This window comes from Nostoc sp. DedQUE02 (genome assembly GCF_034531035.1).
Lineage (GTDB): Bacteria > Cyanobacteriota > Cyanobacteriia > Cyanobacteriales > Nostocaceae > Nostoc.
In genome coordinates this window covers 36822-60379 of sequence record NZ_JAVRBY020000017.1, presented here as the reverse complement: position 1 = coordinate 60379, position 23558 = coordinate 36822, and the positions used below count along the sequence as shown (strand labels likewise).

Below are 23558 nucleotides of genomic sequence, written 5' to 3'. Positions count from 1 at the left end.
AGCTTGTTAAAGCTACTAAATGTTTGCTTGCTGGCGTTGATATAGTGACCAATACAAACCCTTTTGTTGCAATAATTCTGAGTGAGTCCCACGTTCGGCAATCACGCCTTGCTCTAATACCAAAATCAAATCGGCGCGTTTGAGAGGGGCAAAACGGTGAGCAATCAGAAACACAGTCCGGTTAGCGGAAACTTTTTGCAGATTTTGTAGTACTTGTTGTTCAGTTTCACTATCCAAAGCGCTGGTAGCTTCATCCAAAACTAAAATCGGCGCTTGGGAAAGAAATAACCTTGCCAGGGCAATACGTTGTCTTTGTCCGCCAGATAAAGCTGTACCGCGTTCACCCACATTGGTTTCGTAACCGTAGGGTAATTGACTGATGAAGTCGTGTGCTACTGCTAATCTTGCCGCCTCTACTACTTGCTCTGCCGTAATGTCGGGACTACCGAGAGTGATATTTTCTAAAATGGAACCGTTGAATAAAAAGTCTTCTTGAAGAACTACACTAACTTGTTGCCGCAGTGAGGCTAAATCGGCGCTTTTTATATCAAAACCATCAATGAGGATTCGTCCTGATTCAATTTGATAGAGGCGTTGCAATAGTTTAGACAAGGTACTTTTACCAGAACCACTGCGTCCGACAATACCGACAAATTGCCCTGGTTCGGCATTGAAAGATATTCCCCGCAGAATTGCTTCAAAGTTTGGCCGGTAGCGGAAAAATACTTGCTCGAAGGTGACTTGTCCTTTCAAGGGTGGTAAAACTAGACCCGTTCCCAGTTCAGCTTCTGGGGAGACGTTGAGAATATCACCAATGCGATCTACAGACAGTAGCACTTGTTGAAGGTTTTGCCACAACTGTACTAAACGCAAAAGCGGGCCTGTGACTCTGCCAGACAGCATTTGAAATGCAACAAGCTGTCCGATTGTCAGCTTTTGTTCGATGACTAATTTGGCTCCATACCAGAGAATCAGCATGGTAGAAAAATTGGTAAGAAAGTCACCAATGTTGCTGCTGATATTGGACGTGGTGGAGGCTTTAAAACCTGTGCGTATGAAGCGAGCAAATAAGCCTTCCCAGCGATCGCGGGCTACTGGTTCGGCTGTATGGGCTTTAACGGAGTGAATTCCGGTAATTGTCTCTACTAGAAACGATTGACTATCGGCACTGCGGTTAAAGGTTTCATTAAGCCAGTTACGCAAAATTGGTGTTGCAACTATTGTTAATGTGGCAAATAGTGGCAGTACTGCCAAGGCGACAAAGGTGAGTGGAACGTTATAGTAAAACATCAATGCCAGGTACACCACAGTAAAGATGCTATCTAGAACTACTGTTAATGCTGTACCTGTAAGAAACTGACGAATTTGTTCGAGTTCCTGGACTCGTGCTACTGTGTCTCCGACACGCCGCGACTCAAAATAAGCTAGTGGCAAACGCATCAAATGGCGAAATAGCTGTGCTGATAAACTCAAATCCAGACGACGAGCTGTATGGGTAAAGATAAATAGGCGCAGAATACCCAGTACGGACTCAAATATGGCTACGCACAAAAGTGCGATCGCCATGACATCGAGAGTTGGCAAACTCCCCTGCACCATCACTTTATCAATGACGACTTGCGTAATTAGCGGTGTTGTTAACCCCAAAAGCTGCAAGGTAAAAGATGCTAACAATACCTCTACTAGTAATCCCCTATACTTCCAAACTGCTGGAGTAAACCAATTGAGGTTAAATTTTTCTTGCTGAGATACGAGTTCTACTTGCCACAATTGTCCATCCCAAGAGGCATCAACTATGGACTGCGGCAAGCTTTCACAAGTTCGTTCGGGATTTAGAGGGTTAGCGATAATTAAGCGATCGCCTTTAACTCCATAAGCCACCACCCAGGATGGACTCTGGGGTGAGTCAGAATTCCACAGCAGTAAAGCTGGAAATGACAACTGTCGCAACTCACTCCAACTCACTTGTAACCGCCGCAACACTAACCCTAACTTTTCTGCTGCTTCCACAACCTGTTTTGGGCGTTGTCCTCTGAGTTGGCGTTGCACCCATTCCAGTTGCACAGAATTTTCTAACTGTTGCGCCACCATTGTTAAACAAGCAGCAGCAGTGTTCCAGCTAGCAACAAAGGGATAATTTGAAATTATGAGATTGGCGGCTGGCAGTCCTTTTTGGGGTTGGAGGCTGTGGGGGCTGGAAGTCCCGCTTGAGGCTGATGTTACTGAAGGAGTAGAAGAGAAGGAAAATGTCTCCCTTTCTCCCTCCATATTCACTGGTAACACTTGCCAAAACTCCTGAATTTGTGGGTTAGAAAATCCTGCCCACAATGCTGTATCCCAATAAACTACTACAACTTCTTTACTAGCAGCTACAGCCTTAAAGTCCGCAGACAGCTTTTGTAAGTCGCCAAACCAATCTCCCGCATCTAGGGCGGCTATTGGTTTGCCAATCCCTTCTTCTCGCAAGCGGACTTTCCCAGCCACAATTAAAAATTGATAACCGCCAACATCGTTTGACCAGATTTTTTCTCCAAGACGATACTGGCGGGTTTGGGATTCATTTTCTAATTGAGATTGTTGTTCGGGAGTCAGCCAGCATAACGGTGGCTGATGCCAAGGCAAAGAAGCTAGCACTTTTAATCGTAAAGATTCATTATCCAGAATTTTTAACTCACTTGTAACTTGACTGTCAGTTTTTGAATTTTCTCTGCTAGCCATTTCTCAAACAACTCATTTTGTAGTGCTTGCTGTAGTTGAGTATCTTCTAAAGACGCTGGCAGAAATTGTTCTACTCGAAACAAACCATAAGGTCCTTCTCCTTGGGGAGAGTCTTTGCCAACGATTTCTATTGGGCCTACCAATTGTCCTGGACTGGCCACATCAATAGCTGCCCGTAATATATCCGGCATACTGCCTCGGCTGACAATTCCCATCATGCCGTTCACAATTCGGTCATCTGAAAGTGAATACTCTTTAGCTAGTTGCTCAAAACTACCTCCTTCTTCAATTTGGGTATGGAGTTCGTCTGCCAATTCTCGATTATCAACAACAATCCGCGAAAGTACTACCCGATCCAAAAAAAGTTTGCGTTCAATAAAATATTCTGGGAGTTTTGTCTTCGTCACCACAGCTTTCAGCTTTTCTAACTTGTAGCCAAAAGTAACTGATGTGTGAAAGGTTGTGTAATCTGTGTTGTTAGTCCTTAACCATTCTTGAAAACTTTCGGGGTCAGTTAGTTGATTTTTTAGCCTAAAGTCAATAATTGCCTGTTCAGTTATTCCTGTGCCAATTTCAATATCGTCTCTGGTTCGGATTTCTTCCTCAATTACGTACTGACGGAGAATATCTCCAATGAACTGTCCTAATTTTCCAGAGGCTTGCAGATACTTTACAGCTTCCTCAATAGAAATTATTTGGTCATTAATTGTCAAAAATGATAAAGATTCCATGAACTAATTATGTGAAAATGGTTAAACACTTATAGGACTTTTAAATTAAATCATATAGAAATCATCTGGTTGTTGATGAATAAATATGATAAAGATTTCATGAACTAATTACATCTAAATGGTCAAAAAATTATATAGCTGCTAAATAATATAATTTTCACTAATCACTTTTACAGTCTGGCAAAAACAAAATCAGGATTGAAAATATTAGTGGTAGCGCAGTAGTAAAGCAGATTACTTATTTTCTACCACTGCCGTGCTACCGCTAACAGAACTGTTTTGTCCAATGCCCCACCTAAATCAGTAATTGTTTATTCTTAGTGAGCTACTTAATGAAACTTATCCATGTCCAAGCAAGTAGCACAGATGCGATCGCACCGATTAATGTATTAAAAATATTTACCACTTCATTGGTCAACCAAGCATACTTAGATTGTAATGTTGCACCAATCACACTTTCTAAGTTGGTAGCAATAAATGCTGCCAGCACGCACCAAGCGACTCCTAATAGATTAATTAAACCAACTCCCCAACCAACAAATGCGATCGCAACAGAAGCCACAATACCGGCTAAAGTTCCTTCCAAGCTTACCGCTCCTTCTGTACCGCGAGGCACTGGCTGGAGTGTGGTAATTAGAAAGGTGCTTTTACCATAAGCTTTACCAACTTCACTAGCAGTAGTGTCAGCCAGCTTAGTACTGAAACTAGCTACATAGGCTAACAATAATAAAGACTGGGGACTTGTACTGAGCATTGTCGAAGTATTGGGAATCAGGGACTGGGGATTAGGTACGAGGAATCCCGCATTTATTACTCCTACTCCCAATGCACACAGCGCTCCAGTCAAAGCCGAACCCCAAACATTTTCTGGGCCTCTTGCTCCAGAACGCTTTTCGGCAATTCCTTCTGCCTCTTTCTGCGCCATCCCGATACGGGTAACGCCAGAACCAACCAGAAAATAGAACATTACTACTACATATCCTTGCCAGCCAAGAGTTACCCAAATTAAGATGGCCAGAAACCAGGCGTGGAATAATCCAGCAGGGGTAAGTAGCTTTTTCGGAGCAATCCAAGCTAAACCCAATAAAATTGTGTTTAATACTACTGCTACTAACCAGGGATTTACAGTATCAAGTAAGGATGACATCAGCAATTAATCATGAGTAATTTTGTCTGAATATCAACAGAATAACGAATTTGTCATGCTTAGTGCTTTATTTCTGAAACCTCGCCAGCTAAAGTAATATGTTTGTATTATTGACTGAATAGCCTAAGTATACTCCTGAAAAAGTGAGTGTAAAACTACAAACAATGTTTTAGATATACACTGCAATATTGACTAAAGAATGTGGATTAAACAAAATGCAAAACTTTTGTTTAGTTAACTGGACTCTTTAAGTGCGTAATGCATTCAAAGCACCTGATTATCGCTAGCGGCTGAATTTTGACTCAATTCCAAATCTTATTCATCAGGATAAAGGATATAAGTTAATGTCAATTAAAACTGTGTTCAAGTTGACCACAATTAAGACTTAACAGCATAAATTTTAGATAGCATCAACTACTATAGCAATCCGATTTTATTTTTTAACTTATTTGCGTAGGAGGCAATAGGCAAGAAGCCTTTTTGAGTTGTACTGAATTTTTTCAAAAATCAAATATGAGTCCTATAGTTATTTCCCCACAAGCTATGAGTCAAACTTTATTCCATCTAGCTTTCCCTGTGACTGACATTGCCCAAACAAAAGCATATTATGTGGATGGCTTGGGCTGCATTCCTGGGCGCGAAAACCATCATGCCCTGATTCTCAATCTCTACGGCCATCAACTAGTAGCTCACATCACCAAAGAACCCCTGATACGGCAACACACTATCTATCCCAGACACTTTGGACTAATTTTTACCCAAGAACGTGACTGGCAAGACTTATTAGAAAGGGCACAACAACAACAGCTACTTTTTCGCGAAGAAACCAAAAATCGCTTTGTTGGTTCTCCTCTTGAGCATCGCACTTTCTTTTTAGAAGATCCTTTTTATAATCTTATGGAGTTCAAGTATTATCGTCACTCAGAGGCGATTTTTGGGAGTTACGAACATACACAAATTGGAGATAGAACTTAAGAAATTCGTAATTCGTAATACTTCGGCTACGCGGTAGTTGAATCTCGACTCACAACGACTGCGCTCAGTGCAAGTCGCTCGATTACCGCGTAGTCGAAACTCAGTACAAGTTCGTAATTCGTAATTAATGGTGAATAAATCCAGCATGGCAAGCGTTCTAGTTACTGACTGGATTTTTTATTGAGCAAGGGTAGCTTGATAGGCTCTGTTAAAGCTGCTTTGACTACTGCTAAACTTCTGGAGTCTGTCAGCATCCAAGGATGTAGGGCAACTGGTACTATAACTTCGCGTCCTACGGGCATTTGTGAACTATTCGCTGGGACAATCATTAAATCATAAGGTGTCCAGATAGATGTAAAATCTAGCTGCCCCAAGATTACAGCATCAGAATTTAAATCCTTGAGAAAAATGCTGTCGGGACGCATTTGTATGCAACCAGGACGCCGGGAACCATAAGCAACTACAGTTCCATGATGGGGTGAAGAAATGGTGATAAACCTCTGCACGCGGTTAATTCCTCCCAGTCGCTGGACATAGTAACGACTGACAATTCCTCCCATGCTGAAGCCTACTAAATCTAGGCGTTGTTCTGGCGCAAAGGTAGCCGTAACATAATCTGCTACCTGTTTTGCTAATTCATCAAGACCTACATCACCATTATTCGGTACAAGATTCAGGGAATGTACAGACCAACCCTGTAATACTAAGTCAACCGCCATTTTATGGAAAACTGCCCTCGTATCGTCAATCCCGTGTATTAACAAAACAGGATTGCGCTGTTGATTTTCAATATTCATTTACAAAATCTAGCTAAATTCAGAGGTGTATTTGACTTTTGTAGGTATATAAGTAAGCTGACGGAAATAAATATAACTATATTAAGAAGGGTAAAGGGTAAGGGGAAAAGGGAAAAACCTTTCCCCTTTAACATGAGTCCCTTTACCCATACAAAACTTTACATAGTTCGATTTAATTGCGTCTACTTACTTACTGCTCTACAAACTGAAGCTATTGCTTTTCGGATTCTTTAAAAGATATTTTTGCAAAACTGAAATGCTTTTGAATGTAGATTGTATAAAATTTAACTTAACTCCATCTCTGTCTGCCAATAGACTATGACACTCCTCCCACTGGTTGAGAGTAAGCTGCTTGTTTCAATTCAATAAGTATTTATAAAAAAAAGAAATGTTAAATTTTGTAAAGCTTGCTTTCAGAATCTTGCTCTTAGTTACAGTAAAATTTAATAATTAGTTCTTGATATATATAGGTTGCAAATGCCTGCAAGAAAACATTTGCCCTGTAGTTTTACTACAATGTTGATTAAGCACAAGGCTATAAGGGTTGTCACCAAAACGGAGTGACGCAAAGCAGAAAATGTAACATTTTGTCGTAATTATTAAAAATTACGGTCGAGTTTCAACTATAACAGGCAGGAGTAATTTGTAATGGATTTTATCAAAAAGTTAATTTCAGGTATTGTGGGTTTCATTACCGGGCTGTTACCAAAAAAGAAGAAAGGTAGCGGCTACTTCTTAGAATTGGACGAAGCCAAAGATGCTGCCAAAGATGCTGCTCAAGAGGTAGCATCGAACGTGAAGAAAGTAGCAGAGACCGTTGCATCAAGTGCTAAGAAAGTAGCAGAGACAGTTGCATCAGAAGCACCAAAAGCACCAGAAGCACCAGAAGCATCCAAGCCAGCTTCATTAAACGGAACAAAAACCGCCGCAGCTAAAAAAACTAAGGAAAAATCAGCTAACAATCCTAAACCACCTGATGTTACGCTTGTTCAGACTGCTGAAGGTCTTAAAGTTGAACCAGGCAAAAAGGCAAAAGCCGCAGCAGCCAAAGTCCTCAAAGAGGAGCCAAAAGAAACAACCTTTGCACCAAAATATCTTGCTCCTTCGGCTACTAGCTCTAATGGTCGTCGCCGTCCAGGGGCGAATATGAGTGCTTATCTAGAACTAGCACGTCAGGTTAAAACCCCTAATAAGTAGTTTGTAGAGACCGTAAATTTACGGTCTCTAGAAGTTAAACGTGAAGATGCAAGGTTAAGATGACTTTGCCAGTTGTAGATCGAGGAACTCTCCAAAGTAGGAGCGATCGCTTAATTTTCTCCACTACAACTGCATCTTTTAAAGTTGAGGCTTTTTCATCCAACACTATCCCTCCTACCCGACTATTGTTGACGGTGAACTCAAAGACGATTTCACCACTGAAGCCGGAAGGAAAGTTTAATTGTTGAAGGTGTTGGGTTAGGTCAGCAATTTCTGCTTCATCTAAGCCAGTTGCGCTGATAACTTCTAACTGGTAAGAAATGGGCGCTGCTAATTTTGGCGATCGCGGTGCTGATTTTTTTTGCTTTGATGGTCGCCTTTGCCGGAGAAAATCTGGAGCTTCTGCTGAGGCTGGCGCTGATAAGGTTAAGAATTCCATTGGAGGCGCAAAACCACCAGCCGGAGCATTGCCAAACACTCCTTCGTAACTAACTGCTTCCGGCATTTCTACTGGCATCTGCATAGATACATATTCGCTTCCTGGTTCAACTCGCACGTCATCACTGACAGCAACAAAAGCAGTGTATTGAGAGAGCAGTTGATAAGTTAAGGCTGTTTCTGTAACTGCTTCTACACCAGCTTTAGTTTCAAAGCTCACCATTTGATTCATCAAATCTTTGATGCAAGCACGTCCCCATAGCTGTGCTACAGCAAGATTTCCTGTTTCATCAAATTTGAGGTGAAACGTTTTTTCATACTGTTTACTGCCCGCAGCAATGCCGGAGATTTGCAGATTTCCATCTGCTCTATCTTGTTTACGACCATACAAAACTAATGGTTGTTCGCTGAATAAATCAGGCGCTACCTTTGGGTAAATCACAGGCGATTCTGTGTCACCTTGCCAAGAAATTTGAATATTCGTGAGTACAGGATTGTTTATTTGCCTGTAAAACTTTTCGGCAACTTCTTCCGTGGGTTCATCATGACGAATAACTTTAGATATTCCTCGGCCAATTTCGGCGATGCGATTTAGTAAAAAACGGTTGACTGAACTACCAGCACCGAAACTGTAAAGGCGATTTCCTGGTTGGAGGTGCTGTTGTACTTCTGCTAAAATCTCATTTTCGTTGCCGATGTAGCCATCGGTTAAGAGTACAACGCTGCGTAATCTTCCGGTTGGTGTGGGGAAATTTATAGCTGTACGAATGCCATTGAGCATTTCTGTACTGCCAGCAGCTCGTAATTTGTTAATGTAAGCGATCGCTTGGGCACGATTTTCTGGTGTATTCGGCAGAGGTGTTGGTGATAGCTGTCTGACTCTATCGGAAAAATCGATAATTGTGAAAGTATCGTTGGGATTCAACCCATTGATAAATCGCCGCATCAATTCTTGACACTTTTGCAACGGATCGCCAGATTGGGAACCGGAAGTATCCACCAAAAATACAACATCTTTGGCGACAATCTCATCCGTGGAATATTCCAAAGCTGGAATCAGATATATTGCAAAATGTCCGCCGCAATCGTCGGCTTGGGTTAATACTGTGGATTGAGTTTCTTGACCAGAAACTTGATAGCGGAGAATTAAATCTTTGTTGGGAATTGTATCTTCTCCAGCTAATTGAATCCGCACAATTTCACCGGAGTGTTCAATATTTAATTGATGGGAAGGAGAACGCACTTGAGAAATTGGCAAACCTGCGTCAATTTCTACTGTGACATTGATATTATGACGTGAACGCATTCCTTCTAAAACCACAGGCGGTGTAATGCGGGAAGCATCAGGAACTTGGTCTGTATCACCACTACCATCTATCGGTATTCCCGGAATATATCTTGGCCCCACCACCATCGGGAAAACAAATTCATAGCTTCCCGCCTGAAATTTTAAACTTTCAGTGTAACGAATTGTGACATCAATTTGTTCACCAGGTTTGATGTTAGCCAGAGATTGCGTGAAAATGTTGTCTCGTTCCTGTTCAAGAAGTCCGGCTGTGCGTCCTTCTTGTTTTGCCTTTTCGTAGATGGCTACAGCTTCTTCACGTTTTTTAATATTACCTTTGATGATGCGTACACCGGAGGGGTTGCCGAAGGCATCGCCTATTTTGATTTCCATATCATCCACCGCCGCCTCATCAGGTAACGGAAAGATATACACAGCTTCTAAAGGCTGCGTGAAGGGATTTTCAAAGCTTTGAATAACTTCAACTCGTGATAAGTTACCTGCAATTTTTGCTATAACTTCTGTGTGTTTGAGCGGAAAAACTAGCTGCTCTCCTTGAGGGGATTGAACGTATAAACCCCCCACCTGTTGGTTTTTAGCACTTACTGTATTCATAGATTTGATATAACACTCCTATTTGATTTGTGAATTTATACTATTTTGGATTTTGGATGGTGAATTATTTAACAAACACTAACCCACTATATAAATGAAAAGCTGAGTCCCAATTAGTCTGTTCCCTACGAAACAGATCAATGTGAGACTTGATATGACTCAGCATTTCTGTTTGATCTAATGTTGTATCTGCAAAGGGCGTGAAATCTGACCAGATTTTAACTTGAGGTAGTTGCTGGTCAATCCAACTTGATAAGCTATTCCAATTAATTCTGATTGTATTTTGGCTAGGTTGGGGAATGATTTCTAAACCTTGCTGAAATTCATAACCGTTATCATAAAGTCGCAGAATACAACGTCTACCAGGTAGGTGTAAATCACAAAACTGAGCATAGTCTTGTGTTTGAGTTTTCCATTCCAGTTTATGGCGGGCATCAACATCTATAACTTGTTCAAAAATGGGCAACAGTCCCACTACTCTTGCTGTGACTTCTGACCAGTCAAAGGTGAGAGAACCAAGTTGATTTACCTCATTGCGGCAAACAACAGTAGCTTGTGGAGTAGATGCTTGGAAATATTTGACTTGATAAACTTGAATTTGCTGAATTTGAGCTATTCTGGCCCAAAAGCAAGGAATACCAGCTTGCTGTAACTGTTTGCCATAAAATTTTAGTTCTCCGACTTGACCAGTACGGTACAACCTCCACCCACGACTTGGCAGTATCAGTCGTGCAGTGTAGGGGTCTAGCTGCATAATCTGGGCGAATTTTCGAGACGCTTCTGTTTTAAGTTCGTTACTGAGTGGCTCTAATACTAGTACGCCAAGTTCAGTGCTATTGGCTTCGGCTGTTGCTTGAGAAATAGCTCTTTGTCTTTCTTCTAGCTGCATTTCTTGTAGCCGTCGCAAACCTTCACGTGCAAGCGTCAGTATTTTGGTACTTCTTGTATCTCGCAGCAGTTGCCGATAAATTTTTTCTGCATCTTGGCGCTTTTTAGATACTTCATGTAGCCGACCGAGATAATATTGTACCCAAGGATTTTCGGGTGATTCTTTTTGCAGCTGTTTGAGTAATTTAGCAGCTGTTTGATAGTCTTTTTGCTCAAAAGCGATCGCAACTTGCTCAATCATCACTTACTTTTAATGCAGGCTGGAGTGATGTCTCACGCAAAATAACTTTTGCGTGAGCTATAAATCATTTATACTTCACAGCTTGCGGTAATCAGTGATAATGCTACTACTGGGGCTGTAACTGCTCTCAGGATGCGGCGACCAAGGGAAACAGGTTGAAATCCAGCTAACTTCGCATTTTCAATTTCTTGTGGTGTCCATCCGCCTTCTGGCCCAGTAGCAATGACTATTGCTTCTTGTCCTATGTCACTTGTCATTTGTCTTTTCTGCTGTAAGCAATCTTTTAAATGAGGAAACTCACCACGCGCTACACAGATATATTGCTGGTTGTTTGCAGACAAATCACCAATAACTAATGACAAACCCGTATTAAAAGCAACAGGTTCTAAAATTGTAGGCACAAAAGAGCGCTCTGATTGCTCGGCGGCTTCTGTAGCGATGCGCCGCCAGCGTTCGAGCTTTTGAGGACTAGGATGAAGCAAAGTGCGATCGCTCAATACTGGTGCAATACAAGCTACTCCCAACTCTGTGCAACATCGCACTACTTCATCAAATCCATTACCTTTGGGCAACGCCACCATTAACGTAATTGCTACAGGTAATTCAGTTTCTACTAAAAGCGGTTCTAAAACCTGTGCTTGTTCTCCTGTAAGCTGTGCTAACCACCATTCTCCTCTACCATCCATTGCAATAAAGCGATCGCCTTCACGTAAGCGCAGCACACGCCCCAAATAATGCTGTTGTTCTTTGGTGAGTAAAATTTGCCCTTGCTGGAGTTGGGAAGGTGCGATCGCAATTCTTTGCAGTTGAGACATGAGATTGGAGATTTTACTTAGTAGTAGACACTAGTTTTTGCTAACTTTTTGAGCTTTGGTCAATTTATTCCTCAAAGGCAAACAAAGTCAATAAAATTGTTGGGAAAAACATATTTTTATGTTTTAGTTTTTAATAATTACTTTGCTTTGTGCCTCTAGCGCATATAGCCTGATTTTGCTAGTTAATATCTTAACAATGAGCAAACGAATCTTCGCTTTTGCTGCTCGTGTGTTCATTCCTCCTGTTTAATGTCGCTTGTCGGACAATCAACAGACTTTTTCCCTGACCAGTCTGTAAGAGTATTTTCATCTTTGTAATGTCGGGGAGTTTTTAACAGTAAATACCAAGCTTCTCCAACATCCAATAAATTAAATGTTTCAGAATAGTTAGTTTCTAACAAATCTCTAACTATAACATAGTAATCAGAGTTCATCCCTGGAAAAATGTGATGTTCAGTGTGATGAGAAAAATTTAAATGCAACAAGTCAAATATTTTATAAACCCGGAGAGACATACTATTAATCAGTGGATCGTTAACGCTAGTCATCCGACAAAGTAAATGATTTGTATAAATATAAAAAATTACTCCACCATAACCAATTGCAATCGGTAAAAAGTAACCAAGTATGATCTTTATGGGTTCAAATTGGAGATAGATGAGGATACTCAGATGAATCATTATCATCATTAATAATTCCCCTGCGATCGCTCGCCGATCTTTAGTACCGACTGTAAATGCAGCCGGAACATAATCGACAGATTTCTGATTGAAAAATAGTACAGATGTTAAATTGCGAAAAGTATGTACTCCCCAAGCAGAAGTCATTCCCACTATGAACCATATAGGATTGACTTCAGTCGAAGGCACAAATAAATCCTGAATCCATTTTCCCCAAGTTGAAGATTGTTCATATAAGTAGTTACGATCTGGGTCGCTCAAATCATTAGTATGATTATGATGTACTCGGTTATGAACTGCTTTCCATAAAGTTGGTGGCATCCACAACATTGTTAGCCCTAAAAAGCTAATTATATAGGTTAACCGGGGATTTTTAATTACACTACCATGCATCAAATCGTGGGTGCTAAATAGTAAGACAACCACGCTATTGCCCATAATTACACTTAAAGGTAGATAAAGCCATAAAAGGTATGGCGACCAACAATCTAACCGAGCCGCTATCATCCAGCCTAGAATCAAAATTGCCAGATTAATAAACAAGATAATTAACTTACTTGGATCGGGGATAAATGCTTCCAGTGGCATCACGGAACGTAATTCTTTCGCATATATTTTCTGATGAATCAGTTTTGGCTCGGTACTAACATTCATAAATAATCGTCGTGTAGATAATTTAGCTGAGTGAAGTTTTGCGGTAAATTGTAGCGTTTTTAAAATTGAACGATTAAATTTACAATAGATAAAAGTCTAAATATACCACACAATATTTTTACAATAGACCTATTGGAGAATTTTGGCATCGCCCACAAGTATGCCTCAGAATTTATTCTGAGGCTCATAATCCGAGGCTGGCTAAAATTATTGTTTTAACCGCATTTCCAGCCAGAGCCAAAAGGTCATAATCTATGAAAAGCTTTCTTAATTTGCAATCCCCCCACATCTTTGTAGATGCAGGGGATAGTTTCATGAGATTAGTTTTACTGGCTCAACAAGTTGATAACTTGTTCAAGCGACATCTTAGCCTTGTGCAAATTGAGCAGGTTCTCCTGGTCGTATCGGTCAGGATAGCTCATTTTCCTGCCCTCCAGCGTTATCCTAATTAGTGCTGCTTGCTCATCTGTGGGTGAATTCATCTCATCTATAGCAGAACTAATTACCTGGATAGCGTTAAAGTTAGGGAATTTTAACCCTCTACCTTGCTTCATTTGTTGCAGCGCTAAAAATGGAAATGCCATCAGAGTTACGATGTACGAGGTTTTGTATCCTGCATTCCCAGTTGGTTTGATGCCATATCTACGACACAAATCGCGTAATTCTTTAATAGTCTTGATTTCAAGTTCGGAACGCGTGAACATAAAATAGTAGTGTCCATTTTTGAAATTGGATATTGGTGGTTGTACTTCCGGCAAGTTGTAGCAACCATCAAAAAACAATTTAATCTGCTGCCTACCAGTGATTCAACTTATATTTATATTTCTACATAAATGCCTAACCCTAAAGGTCATTCAGAAAATTTAAAACCATTTAAATCAGAGAGGGAAGAATCTTTAAGTGAGCGTCTTAATTTACGTGTCACAAAAACTATGAAGGAAGAACTATCTACCAAAGATGATCCTCCAGAATTTTGCCGTCGTGCGATTCAGGAAGCATTAGATAAAGATAAAGAGAAGTAATGTTAAAGAGATAGTTTGTAACGAGTGTGTGAATTACTGAGATGAATCAGCAATCAAGCATATTGAGAAAGTAACATGCTTAGTTATTTGCGGAAAACACCAAAATGAGAAAGTAAACACAGCTTTTGCTTGCGGAAAACACCAAAATGAGAAAGCAAAAGCAGCTTTTGAGTAAGTAAAAGCTCATTTTGCTTGCAGAAAACACCAAAATGAGAAAGTAAAAGCAGCTTTTGAATAAGTAAAAGCTCATTTTGCTTGCGGAAAACACCAAAATGAGAAAGTAAAAGCAGCTTTTGAGAAAGTAAAAGCTTCTTTTGAGTAAGTCAAATGTCATTTTGCTGATTAAATTCGACTTGATCAATTTTTTCGGTGCATTAACTAGTAATAAGTTCAATACAGACCTAACCCCCAGCCCCTTCCCTACAAGGGAAGGGGAGTAAAACTCAAAGCCTCTCTCCTCTTAGGAGAGAGGAATGGAAGTGAGGTCAGAGTATATTGCATATAAACTTAGAAGCAATATATTTTTCATTAGTCCGAAGATTGTATAGCCGCGAATGACCTTCGTTAGGGGTTAAATTAGTACTAATATCTCAGGTTTAGTTGCTTTTTACTGTAAGTATATGCGTTGGCAATTATTGCTGGTGTGAAGGGATAACAAAAGGGACTTGTAAATGAGCAGCCAAGCGCAATTTGATGTTTTCCTGGCTCACAATAGTCAGGATAAAGCACAAGTAAGAGCGATCGCCAATGAACTGAAGCGATGTGGTTTAAAACCGTGGTTAGATGAAGAGCAAATTCCACCGGGACGACCGTTTCAAGATTATATCCAAAGGGCAATTCAAAGTGTTAAATCCGCCGCTATCTTCATTGGGCCTACAGGATTAGGAAAATGGCAAATGATGGAATTGCGATCGCTTATCGGCAAACTTGTGGAAGCAGATATCCCTGTAATTCCCGTCTTGCTACCAGGAGTGGCAGGAATTCCCGACGATTTGGACTTTCTTAAGCAACTGCATTGGGTAAACTTTACCAATGGAATCAACGATACTCAGGCTTTAGACAATTTAAAGTGGGGTATTACCCAAGAAAAACCCATAACAGAAGTTCAAGCTGATAACCTCAGTTCTGAAAAGGGAGTAGACTACACGCAATTACGAGATTTGCTAGCAGCAGGCAAGTGGAAAGAAGCGGATGAGGAAACTTTAGCTGTTATGCTCAAAGCATCTAGCAGGGAAAAGGAAGGCTGGTTTGATACCGAATCTATCAATAATTTTCCCTGTACTGACTTACGCACCATTGACCAACTGTGGGTAATATATAGCAATGGGCGCTTTGGCTTTAGCGTTCAGCAGAAAATTTATCTGAGCGTTGGTGGGAAGGCTGACGGTAAATATTATGGAGAAGCTTGGGATAAATTTGGTGATCGCGTAGGATGGAGAGTGAAACAAAACTTGTTTGATGACTCTGATGTAAATTTAGCACCTGAGGGACACCTCCCCTTGTGTTGGAGAGTTCATTGGATATTTGAGGGTTTTGAGGTTTTGGGGTTGGGATTCTTTTGTCGCGTCGAGACTTGTGAAATATAACATTTAAAAACTTCAGACTTTTATAAATATTTGTAGCAGGTTAGTTTTCTACGAGTTAATCAACATTTCACAGATCCGATACCTGGCACTGTGGGTTGATAGTAATTGAGTGATGATGTAATGACAAAATCCAGGTTGAAAATTTCGGGGTGAGCAAGTCATAAAGTAAGATAAATTATTGTTTAGTCCTCTTGAGAGGACTTTCACTATTAGCCGTAGGTTTCTAACCTATGGCGGGTGATGAATTCAAATGTGAGATTGTGGATTAAGGTATTTGATCATTGCAAAATGTTGGCATTGCCCACACGTCCGCCTCAGAATAAATTCTGTGGCTCATAGCCAAGTCATCTAAAGCTGACTGAAATTCTTGTTTTACCCACATTTCCAGCCAAAAGCTATCCCTCTTCTGTCACTCTCCGGGAAGGCGATCGCTATAAACCTTATGAGGCAATCAATACAAGCTATACTGTTAGAAAAAAATCGGTCTTGTATTTGTTATTAGAAAATAATCGCGCGATCGCAGGCTATACAAAAGCTCTAGAATTCAGAAATGGCAAAAGTTTTCGGAGAGTGACAGAAGAGGGATAGAAAGAAATTTGGATAAAGTTTTATCAATTTAAAATCCCCCCACATCTTTATAAATGCAGGGGGATTTAAACGCTTTGTGCAAACAGCCCACTTCAAAACTATTCAGCAGCTTTGTTATTAGCTCTATTAGCACGCGCCTCAGCTGAAGCCATCACCTCATCGAAATTTTCTAGCACTTCGCCAGGGAAGTTTTCCAAAACTCTGGTAGAAAGAGCAACCCGTCCTTTACCTTCATCCAAGTCAATAATTACAGCTTTAATTGGCTGACCAACTTGAAATACTTTTTCTAAAGAATCAATAAATTTCTGGCTTACTTGCTTGATATGAAGTAAGGCGCTCATCCCACTTAAATCGACAAACACACCAAAAGGTTTGATGCCAGTAACTTTACCTTCCACCAGTTGACCTAGTTCTAATAAGCTGAAGTTGCTAGAACGAGTTGCTAAACGCTGAGAAAGAATGAGTTTGTTGGTGTTTTTATTAATTTCCAAAAAGCCCACGGTCAGATTTTGACCTTTGAGTGCATCTAAATTATCACGCTCTGCCAGGTGCGATCGCGGGATAAATCCCCGCAAAGAAAGAATATCGACAGTGACACCACCTTTATTCACACCTATAACCCGTACTTGCACAGTCTGAGCATTTTCCTGCATTTCGGTCAGTCGTTCCCAGATATGCTGAATTTCCAACTGCTTTCGAGAAAGGGTGACTTGCCCTTCTGCATCCTGATCTCGGATAATCAAAAATTGCATTTCCTCTTGCAATGGCAGCACTTCCGATAAATCGGTAACTGCTCTCAAAGAAGCCTCATCGCGCGGCAGAAAAGCTGACGACTTGCCACCAATATCAACATAAGCTCCATCATGGTCAAGTTGGAACACTTTGCCATTTACAAGCTGTCCCTTTTGAAATTGGTAGTCGTGTTTTTCTAGTGCTTTGGCAAAATCGTCCATTGTAAAGGGCGAATTGGCTGTTTGAGAAAGTTTCGATTCGGAATTCATGACTTTTGAAGATTAGTTGTTATTTGATATGGTGCAACTGAAGTTTAAATTGTCATTTGTCATTTGTCATTTGTCTTTTGTATTCACCAATGACCAATGACCAATGACGAACTTGGGTGCGTATGCTTCAGTTTAGTTGACCAAAGAGTTGTTTTACTTGCTCCCAAGCATCGGTCGCAGCTTTAGGATTATAACTGGCACGGTGGTCGCAGAAAAATCCGTGATCAGCTCCATCGTAGCGAAACACACGATGAGGAATTTTATATTTTTCTAACTCTGTTGCAATCTCATCTACTTGTTCGGTTGGGATGCTAGCATCTTCTGCACCAAAAAAGGCATAGAGAGTACCTGGAATTTCTCTAGTGCGAGTGACAGTAGGAGCGCCGCCTCCCGGCGTGCGGGTGGTAATTCCAGCACCGTAGAAGGAAGCCGTAGCTTTAATATCTGGCAAGGTGGCTGCAAGATATGCGACATGACCGCCAAAGCAGAAGCCAATACAGCCAAAACCATCTTTTTTCACTTGAGGCAGATTTTTGAGGTAGTCAATTGCTAGTTGAATATCGCTCAATAACTCTGAGGCTTGAGTTTGCATGGCGTAACTTCTGCCCGTTTCAATATCTTCGGGTGTGTATCCAGTTTCAAAGCCAGGAGCAATCCGTTGAAAAAGTGCAGGTGCGATCGCTACATACCCAAGTTTGGCAATTCGTTCTGTAACTTCCCGAATGTGAGCGTTGATACCAAAAATTTCCTGTAATACTACAACTCCTGGGTAAGAGCCAGGTTCTTTTGGCTCTGCAAGATAAGCAGATACTTGAATATTATCTTGCAAAAGATTAACCGTTGTGGTACTTGTTGCTTGCTCTGTCATAATAATTTTTACCAGTGCTATGTGATTAGCCGTGTGTTTATTTGATATAACTATGCCAGTATGCCTAGCTTTTTTCTAATTAAATTATCAATAACCAATAGTGAGCGCATTAGAAATTTCTATCAGAAAAACTTTATATGTAAATAAACATATTTGAGATGTAGCAAATGTAGCTGGTCACAAAAGGAGGCTAAGTTAAAAGTGTTGAGTATAAAAGCAACACTTAATACTCAAAACTCAGTACTCATTAGCACTTAGTATTCAGGAGGTTTGCTGATGATTCAATTCCGTATTCAGCCAGACAGCGAAATTCCCGCATCAACCCAGCTGTTTAATCAAATCCGATTTGCGATCGCTTCTCGGCAATATCCCCCTGCTTACAAATTACCAAGCACACGGGCGTTGGCAATGCAAACAGGGTTGCACCGTAATACCATAAGTAAGGTTTACCGTCAACTAGAGGAAGACGGATTTGTTGAAAGTATGGCTGGTTCGGGTATTTATGTTCGTGCCCAAGGTCATGAGGGCGGTAGTAGGCTGCAATCACCAATTCTCAAACAAAATCCTGATGCATATCAAGTTGTCCAGCAAGCACTTGATGAGTTGCTTTCTCAAGGATGTACGCTGAATCAAGCTAGAGAGCTATTTTTAGCGGAAATCGACTGGCGCTTGCGTTGTAGTGCGCGGGTATTGGTTGCAGTTCCATCTTATGATATGGGTGCTGGGGAGTTGATGGTGTATGAATTAGAGCGATCGCTAAAAATTCCAGTGCAGTTGGTAGCAATGGAAGAGTTAACTGCTGTGTTAGATAAAACTACCTCTGCGACAGTCGTCACCAGTCGATATTTTATCAGTAATGTGGAAGCGATCGCAGCTCCAAAAGCTGCACGGGTGATTCCTCTCGATATCTACGACTACAGCAAAGAACTCAGCCTCTTAAAAACTCTACCAAAAGAAAACTGTGTTGGGATAGTTAGCCTCAGTTCCGGGATTGCACGAGCCGCAGAAGTCATCCTCCACGGTTTGCGGGGCGATGAACTACTGGTAATGACTTCGCAACCAAAAGATGCTTACAAACTTCAGGCAATGGTTAAACGGGCTGAGGTAATTATAAGTGACCAAGCGAGTTTTGCAGCAGTGCAAGCAGCCGTGCAAGCATCTGATGAAGATATTATTCGTCCACCAAAGCTGATTAAGGTGGAAAATTATATCGGCGCTAACTCGATTAACTTGCTAAAACGAGAACTGGGTTTAAGTTAATCTCAAGTTGAAGAAGAATTCAGAAGTCACGTCGATTTTGGATTTTGGATTTACGATTTTGGATTAACCTCTCCTTTAAAGAAGAGGCTTCAATGATGATTTTTGGAAATATTCTCCATTTAGAAAGAGGCTTGAAACCTTTTTTAGATTTCAGATTTTGAGTTGAATCCAAAATCCAAAATCTAAAATCTAAAATTGTCTTGGTCAGAATTCAGGAGCAAAGCCGGAGACGTTTCCGTTAGCTCCGGTCAGAATGCAATCAGTGGGGGATTCAGACCCGCAACTGTTTTGTTGCACCACCAAAATTTCTTGTTTTGTAGGGGTGCAAAAACGCAGTTTATTCATCCGCCAGTCGCACAGAATTCAATTCTGAATTCTGGCTCCTGACTCCTGAATTCTGTTTGATAATTTTACCAACATCTTTGAGAACAACTGATACAGGAGGGATAGGATAGTGCAGATTGTGATTGTGGGCGCAGGCCCAACAGGTGTAACCCTTGCCCTGCTTCTTGTAAAACGTGGTATTGCTGTAACGTTAATTGAAGCAGCAAAAGACTTTCATCGTGTATTTCGCGGCGAGGGATTAATGCCCAGTGGCTTAGATGCTCTAGAGGAAATGGGTATATCAGCCTTGTTGGAACATATTCCCCATCGGCAACTCGACGCGTGGGAATTCATTATCGGGGACAAGCAGTTGTTTCGAGTTGATGAACCAATGGGAGCAACCCGACCCTGTACACTGGTTTCACAACCACCACTGCTCAAAGCACTGATTTCGTCAGCTCAAACCAATCATGGGTTTGAATTCATTCAGGGTGTTCTGGTCAAGGATTTGCTGTGGACTAATCAACGTGTCGCAGGTGTAGTACTGAGCGATGGGAGAGAACTTAAAGCTGACCTAGTGATTGGGGCAGATGGTCGAAATTCTCTTGTGCGTCAACGTATAGGCTTGGAATTGGTACGCCAGCCCAAAAATATTGATATTCTTTGGTTTAAACTTGCCGCCAGCCCGGAGTTTGCAGCCGATAATGTGTTTCGTACTATTGTAAATGGCGATCGCGTATTTACCATTTTTCATGGAGCAGAATCAGGAAAACTACATCTGGCTTGGGTGATGTCGGCAACCGAAAATACTGACTCCAAACAAGCCAACTGGGCAGAGATTTTTGCCTCACTATCACCCTCATGGCTAGCAGAACATTTCCGTAATCATGCAGACACCATCGAATCTCCGATTCGGCTCTCTGTTGTGGTTGGTTATTGTCCCCAATGGCACGCACCAGGGGTATTACTTCTAGGCGACGCTGCACACCCAATGTCTCCCGTCCGTGCCCAAGGAATTAATCTTGCATTCCGTGATGTGATTGTCGCTGCTAATCATCTTGTGCCACTTTTGCAAAAAGAAGCTGGACACCAGGATATTGACATGGCACTATTGCATATCCAAGCAGAACGTCAGCCAGAAATAATCCGCGCCCAGCAACTCCAGTTAGAAGAAGCTAAACAAGGCGAACTACTGCGAAAAAATGCACTGGTGCGATCGCTGTTGATTCAACTTGCCCCCTTACTCCGTAAAATAATTAAAAAGTCTTGGTTAAGGCGACAATATAAAATGCGTCAAGGTATCACACAGGTACACTTAAGTGTCTAAAAAATTGCCAGTAGTTATCCCACTTGTGGTTTTGGCGTGTTAATTTGCAAAAATTCTTGTATTCGTTGCAGATAAGTTGGGGCATCTTCCAACATTGGGAAATGGGCTGTGTTAGGAATCATCACAAATTCCACTTTGTCATTCAATGCAGCCGCTTGACGACCCATCTCGGCTGGAATAATCTTGTCATACTCCCCCGCCACAAGCAGAGTCGGCACTGTTAACTTGGCAAACTCTTGCGGCATCACTTCAGATTGAGCCTTACTGACTGAAGTAAAAATTGTTCCTAAAGCCGCATCGTAATCTGCTTCGAGAAAATCTTCCAAAAAAGCTTGCCGCTCAGAATGTGGTATGGAACTATGCAGAAATCTGGCCATAAACATCCGGTCAACAAATGGAATTTTGCTTAACCACTTGGGACGGAATTTCACTACATAGCCACCAAATTTATGAAAAGCACTAAAAGATTTTTCATCGTACTCAAAAATGCCGCTACAAGTTAAAATTCCTCGTTCTACTCGTTCGGGATAGCGGTTAAAAAATAAAGTGGCAACAGAAGCGCCCATAGAATGAGCATTGATATAGACACGCTGAATATGTAACCCATCTAGCAAAGCTGCCAAATCATCAGCGTATTCCTCTAATTCATAGGTTAACTCTCTGATTGCCTCTGATTCTTCCTGTGGGGATTCAGATTCGGCAACAGCTTCACTTGCTTGGGTGATAGTTGGTTTTCCACCGGAACGGCCAAATCCCCGCATATCGTAGAGTAAACAATCAAATTGCTCTGATAAAGCATCAGCAGTATTTTGCCAATATCTAGCCGAACCAGCCCAACCATGCATGAAAACCATCACTGGTTTTACCAAAGAACCGGATGCTTTTTTCACCCATTCGTAGTAATGCTCAACGCCACGAACATTAATATAAGGCATTAGTCATTTGTCCTTTGTCAGTTGTCATTAGTCCCTGGTATATGGTTATTATTCCTTATTTTTTGACCAATGACTAATGACCAATACTTCGACTATGCTCAGTACAAGTGACTAATGACTATTAAGCTGATTCTGGCTTCGGTAGTGAAGATGGATGGATTATCAGTTCAGCAGTCGATCGCTTCTCGACCATTTCCCTTGTAACTGTACAGCGTGTCACATCCTTACGGGATGGTAACTCATACATTACATCCAGCATCAATTCTTCGACAATACCACGTAATGCTCTAGCACCAGTTTTACGGCGGTAAGCTTCTTGAGCGATCGCTCGTAAAGCATCTGCTTTAAAATCTAACTGGACATTATCCATCTTCAGCAGTTTTTGGTACTGCTTCACTAGCGCGCTGCGTGGTTGAGTCAGAATCGCCATCAGCGCTTCTTCATCTAGCGGATCTACTACTGCTACCATTGGCATCCGCCCAATAAACTCTGGAATCAGGCCAAATTTTACTAAATCATCCGGTTCTAGATGGCGAAGCGTGTCTGCTGCCCGTTTTTCTTTAGATTGGCCTTCTCCTGGCTGCACAAAGCCGATTGCTTTTTTGCCAACTCTCTGATCGACAATTTTTTCTAAGCCTACGAAGGCACCACCACAGACGAACAAAATATTACTTGTATCAATTTGGATGCAGTCTTGATAAGGATGCTTTCGCCCTCCTTGGGGTGGTACATTGGCGATCGTTCCCTCTAACATTTTCAGCAAGGCTTGCTGCACGCCTTCGCCAGAAACATCGCGGGTAATTGACGTGTTCTCGCTCTTACGAGCAATTTTGTCAATTTCGTCAATGTAAATAATTCCCCGTTGCGCTTCCTCTATATCCAAATCTGCCACCTGCAACAGTCGCAGCAAGATATTTTCTACATCTTCTCCCACATATCCTGCTTCCGTCAGCGTCGTCGCATCGGCTACGGCAAAGGGTACATCCAGGATTTTCGCTAGAGTTTGCGCTAAGAGAGTTTTGCCGCAACCAGTCGGGCCAATTAACAAGATGTTGGACTTTTGCAGTTCTATGGCGTCATCCGCCCCAGGTTTGCCACTGGCTTTAGACTGAATGACTGCCAGCCGCTTGTAGTGATTGTAAACAGCTACTGACAGAACTTTCTTGGCTTCGTCTTGACCAATAACGTGTTCGTCGAGATACTTTTTAATCTCTCTTGGCTTGGGTATTTGATTAAACGAAATACTAGCAGAGTGAGTACGCCGTTTTTCAGGTGGCTCTGCTCTTGGTGCTGGTTGTGCTGCTGCACCATTAGTATCGAGTAACTCCTCGTCTAGTATTTCATTACACAAGTCAACGCATTCATCGCAGATGTAGACTCCCGGCCCTGCGATTAATTTACGCACCTGCTCTTGGGACTTGCCACAAAATGAACATTTCAAATGGGAGTCGTACTTAGACATACCA

19 protein-coding genes are annotated in these 23558 nt (G+C 41.5%); 6 read left to right on the top strand and 13 right to left on the bottom strand.

The window, feature by feature from the left end; genetic code table 11:
* Window positions 1–15: 15 nt before the first annotated feature.
* The 3 genes from RMX98_RS15715 to RMX98_RS15705 all read right to left on the bottom strand — a co-directional run bounded on the left by RMX98_RS15715 (window position 16) and on the right by RMX98_RS15705 (window position 4596).
* Window positions 16–2718, bottom strand: coding sequence for a type I secretion system permease/ATPase (locus tag RMX98_RS15715; protein WP_322677452.1), 2703 nt, complete (start codon window positions 2716–2718; stop codon window positions 16–18).
* Window positions 2667–3449 (bottom strand): peptidylprolyl isomerase, encoded by a 783-nt coding sequence (locus RMX98_RS15710; protein WP_322677451.1) that lies wholly within the window; start codon window positions 3447–3449, stop codon window positions 2667–2669. The genes RMX98_RS15715 and RMX98_RS15710 overlap by 52 nt, the downstream gene beginning before the upstream one ends.
* Before the next feature lie 325 nt (window positions 3450–3774).
* Window positions 3775–4596, bottom strand: a complete 822-nt coding sequence (locus RMX98_RS15705) for a TIGR00297 family protein (protein WP_322677450.1) — start codon at window positions 4594–4596, stop codon at window positions 3775–3777.
* Between the two features lie 543 nt (window positions 4597–5139).
* Here RMX98_RS15705 and RMX98_RS15700 point away from each other — a divergent pair.
* The gene (locus RMX98_RS15700) at window positions 5140–5571 is read left to right on the top strand and encodes a VOC family protein (protein ID WP_322677499.1); all 432 of its coding nucleotides are present in this window, start codon (window positions 5140–5142) and stop codon (window positions 5569–5571) included.
* A gap of 161 nt (window positions 5572–5732) precedes the next feature.
* On the opposite strand, the gene RMX98_RS15695 is transcribed toward RMX98_RS15700, so the two are convergent.
* On the bottom strand, window positions 5733–6368 hold the full coding sequence (locus RMX98_RS15695) for a triacylglycerol lipase (RefSeq protein ID WP_322677449.1): 636 nt from the start codon (window positions 6366–6368) through the stop codon (window positions 5733–5735).
* Between the two features lie 648 nt (window positions 6369–7016).
* Here RMX98_RS15695 and RMX98_RS15690 point away from each other — a divergent pair.
* On the top strand, window positions 7017–7565 hold the full coding sequence (locus RMX98_RS15690; protein ID WP_322677448.1) for a hypothetical protein: 549 nt from the start codon (window positions 7017–7019) through the stop codon (window positions 7563–7565).
* Between the two features lie 34 nt (window positions 7566–7599).
* Here RMX98_RS15690 and RMX98_RS15685 read toward each other — a convergent pair whose 3' ends face one another.
* From RMX98_RS15685 to RMX98_RS15665, 5 genes are all read right to left on the bottom strand, one after another.
* The gene (locus tag RMX98_RS15685) at window positions 7600–9903 is read right to left on the bottom strand and encodes an after-VIT domain-containing protein (RefSeq protein ID WP_322677447.1); all 2304 of its coding nucleotides are present in this window, start codon (window positions 9901–9903) and stop codon (window positions 7600–7602) included.
* Window positions 9904–9967: 64 nt separating this feature from the next.
* Window positions 9968–11032, bottom strand: coding sequence for a tetratricopeptide repeat protein (locus tag RMX98_RS15680; protein ID WP_322677446.1), 1065 nt, complete (start codon window positions 11030–11032; stop codon window positions 9968–9970).
* 68 nt (window positions 11033–11100) lie between these two features.
* Window positions 11101–11847 carry a 16S rRNA (uracil(1498)-N(3))-methyltransferase gene (locus tag RMX98_RS15675; RefSeq protein ID WP_322677445.1) on the bottom strand — a complete coding sequence of 249 codons (747 nt, stop codon included), beginning with the start codon at window positions 11845–11847 and terminating at the stop codon, window positions 11101–11103.
* A 233-nt stretch (window positions 11848–12080) separates the two neighbouring features.
* Window positions 12081–13181, bottom strand: a complete 1101-nt coding sequence (locus tag RMX98_RS15670) for a fatty acid desaturase family protein (RefSeq protein ID WP_322677444.1) — start codon at window positions 13179–13181, stop codon at window positions 12081–12083.
* 326 nt (window positions 13182–13507) lie between these two features.
* Window positions 13508–13885, bottom strand: coding sequence for a hypothetical protein (locus RMX98_RS15665; protein ID WP_322677443.1), 378 nt, complete (start codon window positions 13883–13885; stop codon window positions 13508–13510).
* A 129-nt stretch (window positions 13886–14014) separates the two neighbouring features.
* Between RMX98_RS15665 and RMX98_RS15660 the strand changes: the two genes are divergently transcribed.
* Window positions 14015–14203: a hypothetical protein gene (locus RMX98_RS15660; protein WP_322677442.1), complete on the top strand. Its 189-nt coding sequence runs from the start codon at window positions 14015–14017 to the stop codon at window positions 14201–14203.
* Window positions 14204–14874: 671 nt separating this feature from the next.
* Complete coding sequence (locus RMX98_RS15655; RefSeq protein ID WP_322677441.1) at window positions 14875–15789, top strand: GUN4 domain-containing protein; 915 nt, start codon at window positions 14875–14877, stop codon at window positions 15787–15789.
* A 686-nt stretch (window positions 15790–16475) separates the two neighbouring features.
* On the opposite strand, the gene RMX98_RS15650 is transcribed toward RMX98_RS15655, so the two are convergent.
* Complete coding sequence (locus RMX98_RS15650; protein ID WP_322677440.1) at window positions 16476–17378, bottom strand: S1 RNA-binding domain-containing protein; 903 nt, start codon at window positions 17376–17378, stop codon at window positions 16476–16478.
* Between the two features lie 127 nt (window positions 17379–17505).
* Window positions 17506–18246, bottom strand: a complete 741-nt coding sequence (locus tag RMX98_RS15645) for a dienelactone hydrolase family protein (protein WP_322677439.1) — start codon at window positions 18244–18246, stop codon at window positions 17506–17508.
* Between the two features lie 276 nt (window positions 18247–18522).
* Here RMX98_RS15645 and RMX98_RS15640 point away from each other — a divergent pair, with 276 nt between their 5' ends.
* Together RMX98_RS15640 and RMX98_RS15635 are read left to right on the top strand one after the other, a co-directional pair.
* Window positions 18523–19506 (top strand): GntR family transcriptional regulator, encoded by a 984-nt coding sequence (locus tag RMX98_RS15640; RefSeq protein WP_322677438.1) that lies wholly within the window; start codon window positions 18523–18525, stop codon window positions 19504–19506.
* A gap of 451 nt (window positions 19507–19957) precedes the next feature.
* Entirely contained in the window at window positions 19958–21157 is a 1200-nt protein-coding gene (locus tag RMX98_RS15635; protein ID WP_322677498.1) for an FAD-dependent monooxygenase, read from the top strand.
* A 14-nt stretch (window positions 21158–21171) separates the two neighbouring features.
* Here the strand turns inward: RMX98_RS15635 and RMX98_RS15630 are convergent, their stop codons facing one another.
* Complete coding sequence (locus RMX98_RS15630; RefSeq protein ID WP_322677437.1) at window positions 21172–22092, bottom strand: alpha/beta hydrolase; 921 nt, start codon at window positions 22090–22092, stop codon at window positions 21172–21174.
* A gap of 121 nt (window positions 22093–22213) precedes the next feature.
* On the bottom strand, window positions 22214–23554 hold the full coding sequence (gene clpX, locus RMX98_RS15625; RefSeq protein ID WP_292775233.1) for an ATP-dependent protease ATP-binding subunit ClpX: 1341 nt from the start codon (window positions 23552–23554) through the stop codon (window positions 22214–22216).
* Window positions 23555–23558 lie beyond the last annotated feature (4 nt).

Bases quoted from the DNA above. Each gene is read 5' to 3' on its own strand.
- RMX98_RS15705 (WP_322677450.1), bottom strand. From the start codon at position 4,596: ATGTCATCCTTACTTGATACTGTAAATCCCTGGTTAGTAGCAGTAGTA.
- RMX98_RS15645 (WP_322677439.1), bottom strand. From the start codon at position 18,246: ATGACAGAGCAAGCAACAAGTACCACAACGGTTAATCTTTTGCAAGAT.
- RMX98_RS15670 (WP_322677444.1), bottom strand. From the start codon at position 13,181: ATGAATGTTAGTACCGAGCCAAAACTGATTCATCAGAAAATATATGCG.
- RMX98_RS15675 (WP_322677445.1), bottom strand. From the start codon at position 11,847: ATGTCTCAACTGCAAAGAATTGCGATCGCACCTTCCCAACTCCAGCAA.
- RMX98_RS15650 (WP_322677440.1), bottom strand. From the start codon at position 17,378: ATGAATTCCGAATCGAAACTTTCTCAAACAGCCAATTCGCCCTTTACA.
- RMX98_RS15660 (WP_322677442.1), top strand. From the start codon at position 14,015: ATGCCTAACCCTAAAGGTCATTCAGAAAATTTAAAACCATTTAAATCA.
- RMX98_RS15655 (WP_322677441.1), top strand. From the start codon at position 14,875: ATGAGCAGCCAAGCGCAATTTGATGTTTTCCTGGCTCACAATAGTCAG.
- RMX98_RS15680 (WP_322677446.1), bottom strand. From the start codon at position 11,032: ATGATTGAGCAAGTTGCGATCGCTTTTGAGCAAAAAGACTATCAAACA.
- RMX98_RS15685 (WP_322677447.1), bottom strand. From the start codon at position 9,903: ATGAATACAGTAAGTGCTAAAAACCAACAGGTGGGGGGTTTATACGTT.
- RMX98_RS15640 (WP_322677438.1), top strand. From the start codon at position 18,523: ATGATTCAATTCCGTATTCAGCCAGACAGCGAAATTCCCGCATCAACC.
- RMX98_RS15665 (WP_322677443.1), bottom strand. From the start codon at position 13,885: ATGTTCACGCGTTCCGAACTTGAAATCAAGACTATTAAAGAATTACGC.
- RMX98_RS15715 (WP_322677452.1), bottom strand. From the start codon at position 2,718: ATGGCTAGCAGAGAAAATTCAAAAACTGACAGTCAAGTTACAAGTGAG.
- clpX (WP_292775233.1), bottom strand. From the start codon at position 23,554: ATGTCTAAGTACGACTCCCATTTGAAATGTTCATTTTGTGGCAAGTCC.
- RMX98_RS15630 (WP_322677437.1), bottom strand. From the start codon at position 22,092: ATGCCTTATATTAATGTTCGTGGCGTTGAGCATTACTACGAATGGGTG.
- RMX98_RS15690 (WP_322677448.1), top strand. From the start codon at position 7,017: ATGGATTTTATCAAAAAGTTAATTTCAGGTATTGTGGGTTTCATTACC.
- RMX98_RS15695 (WP_322677449.1), bottom strand. From the start codon at position 6,368: ATGAATATTGAAAATCAACAGCGCAATCCTGTTTTGTTAATACACGGG.
- RMX98_RS15700 (WP_322677499.1), top strand. From the start codon at position 5,140: ATGAGTCAAACTTTATTCCATCTAGCTTTCCCTGTGACTGACATTGCC.
- RMX98_RS15710 (WP_322677451.1), bottom strand. From the start codon at position 3,449: ATGGAATCTTTATCATTTTTGACAATTAATGACCAAATAATTTCTATT.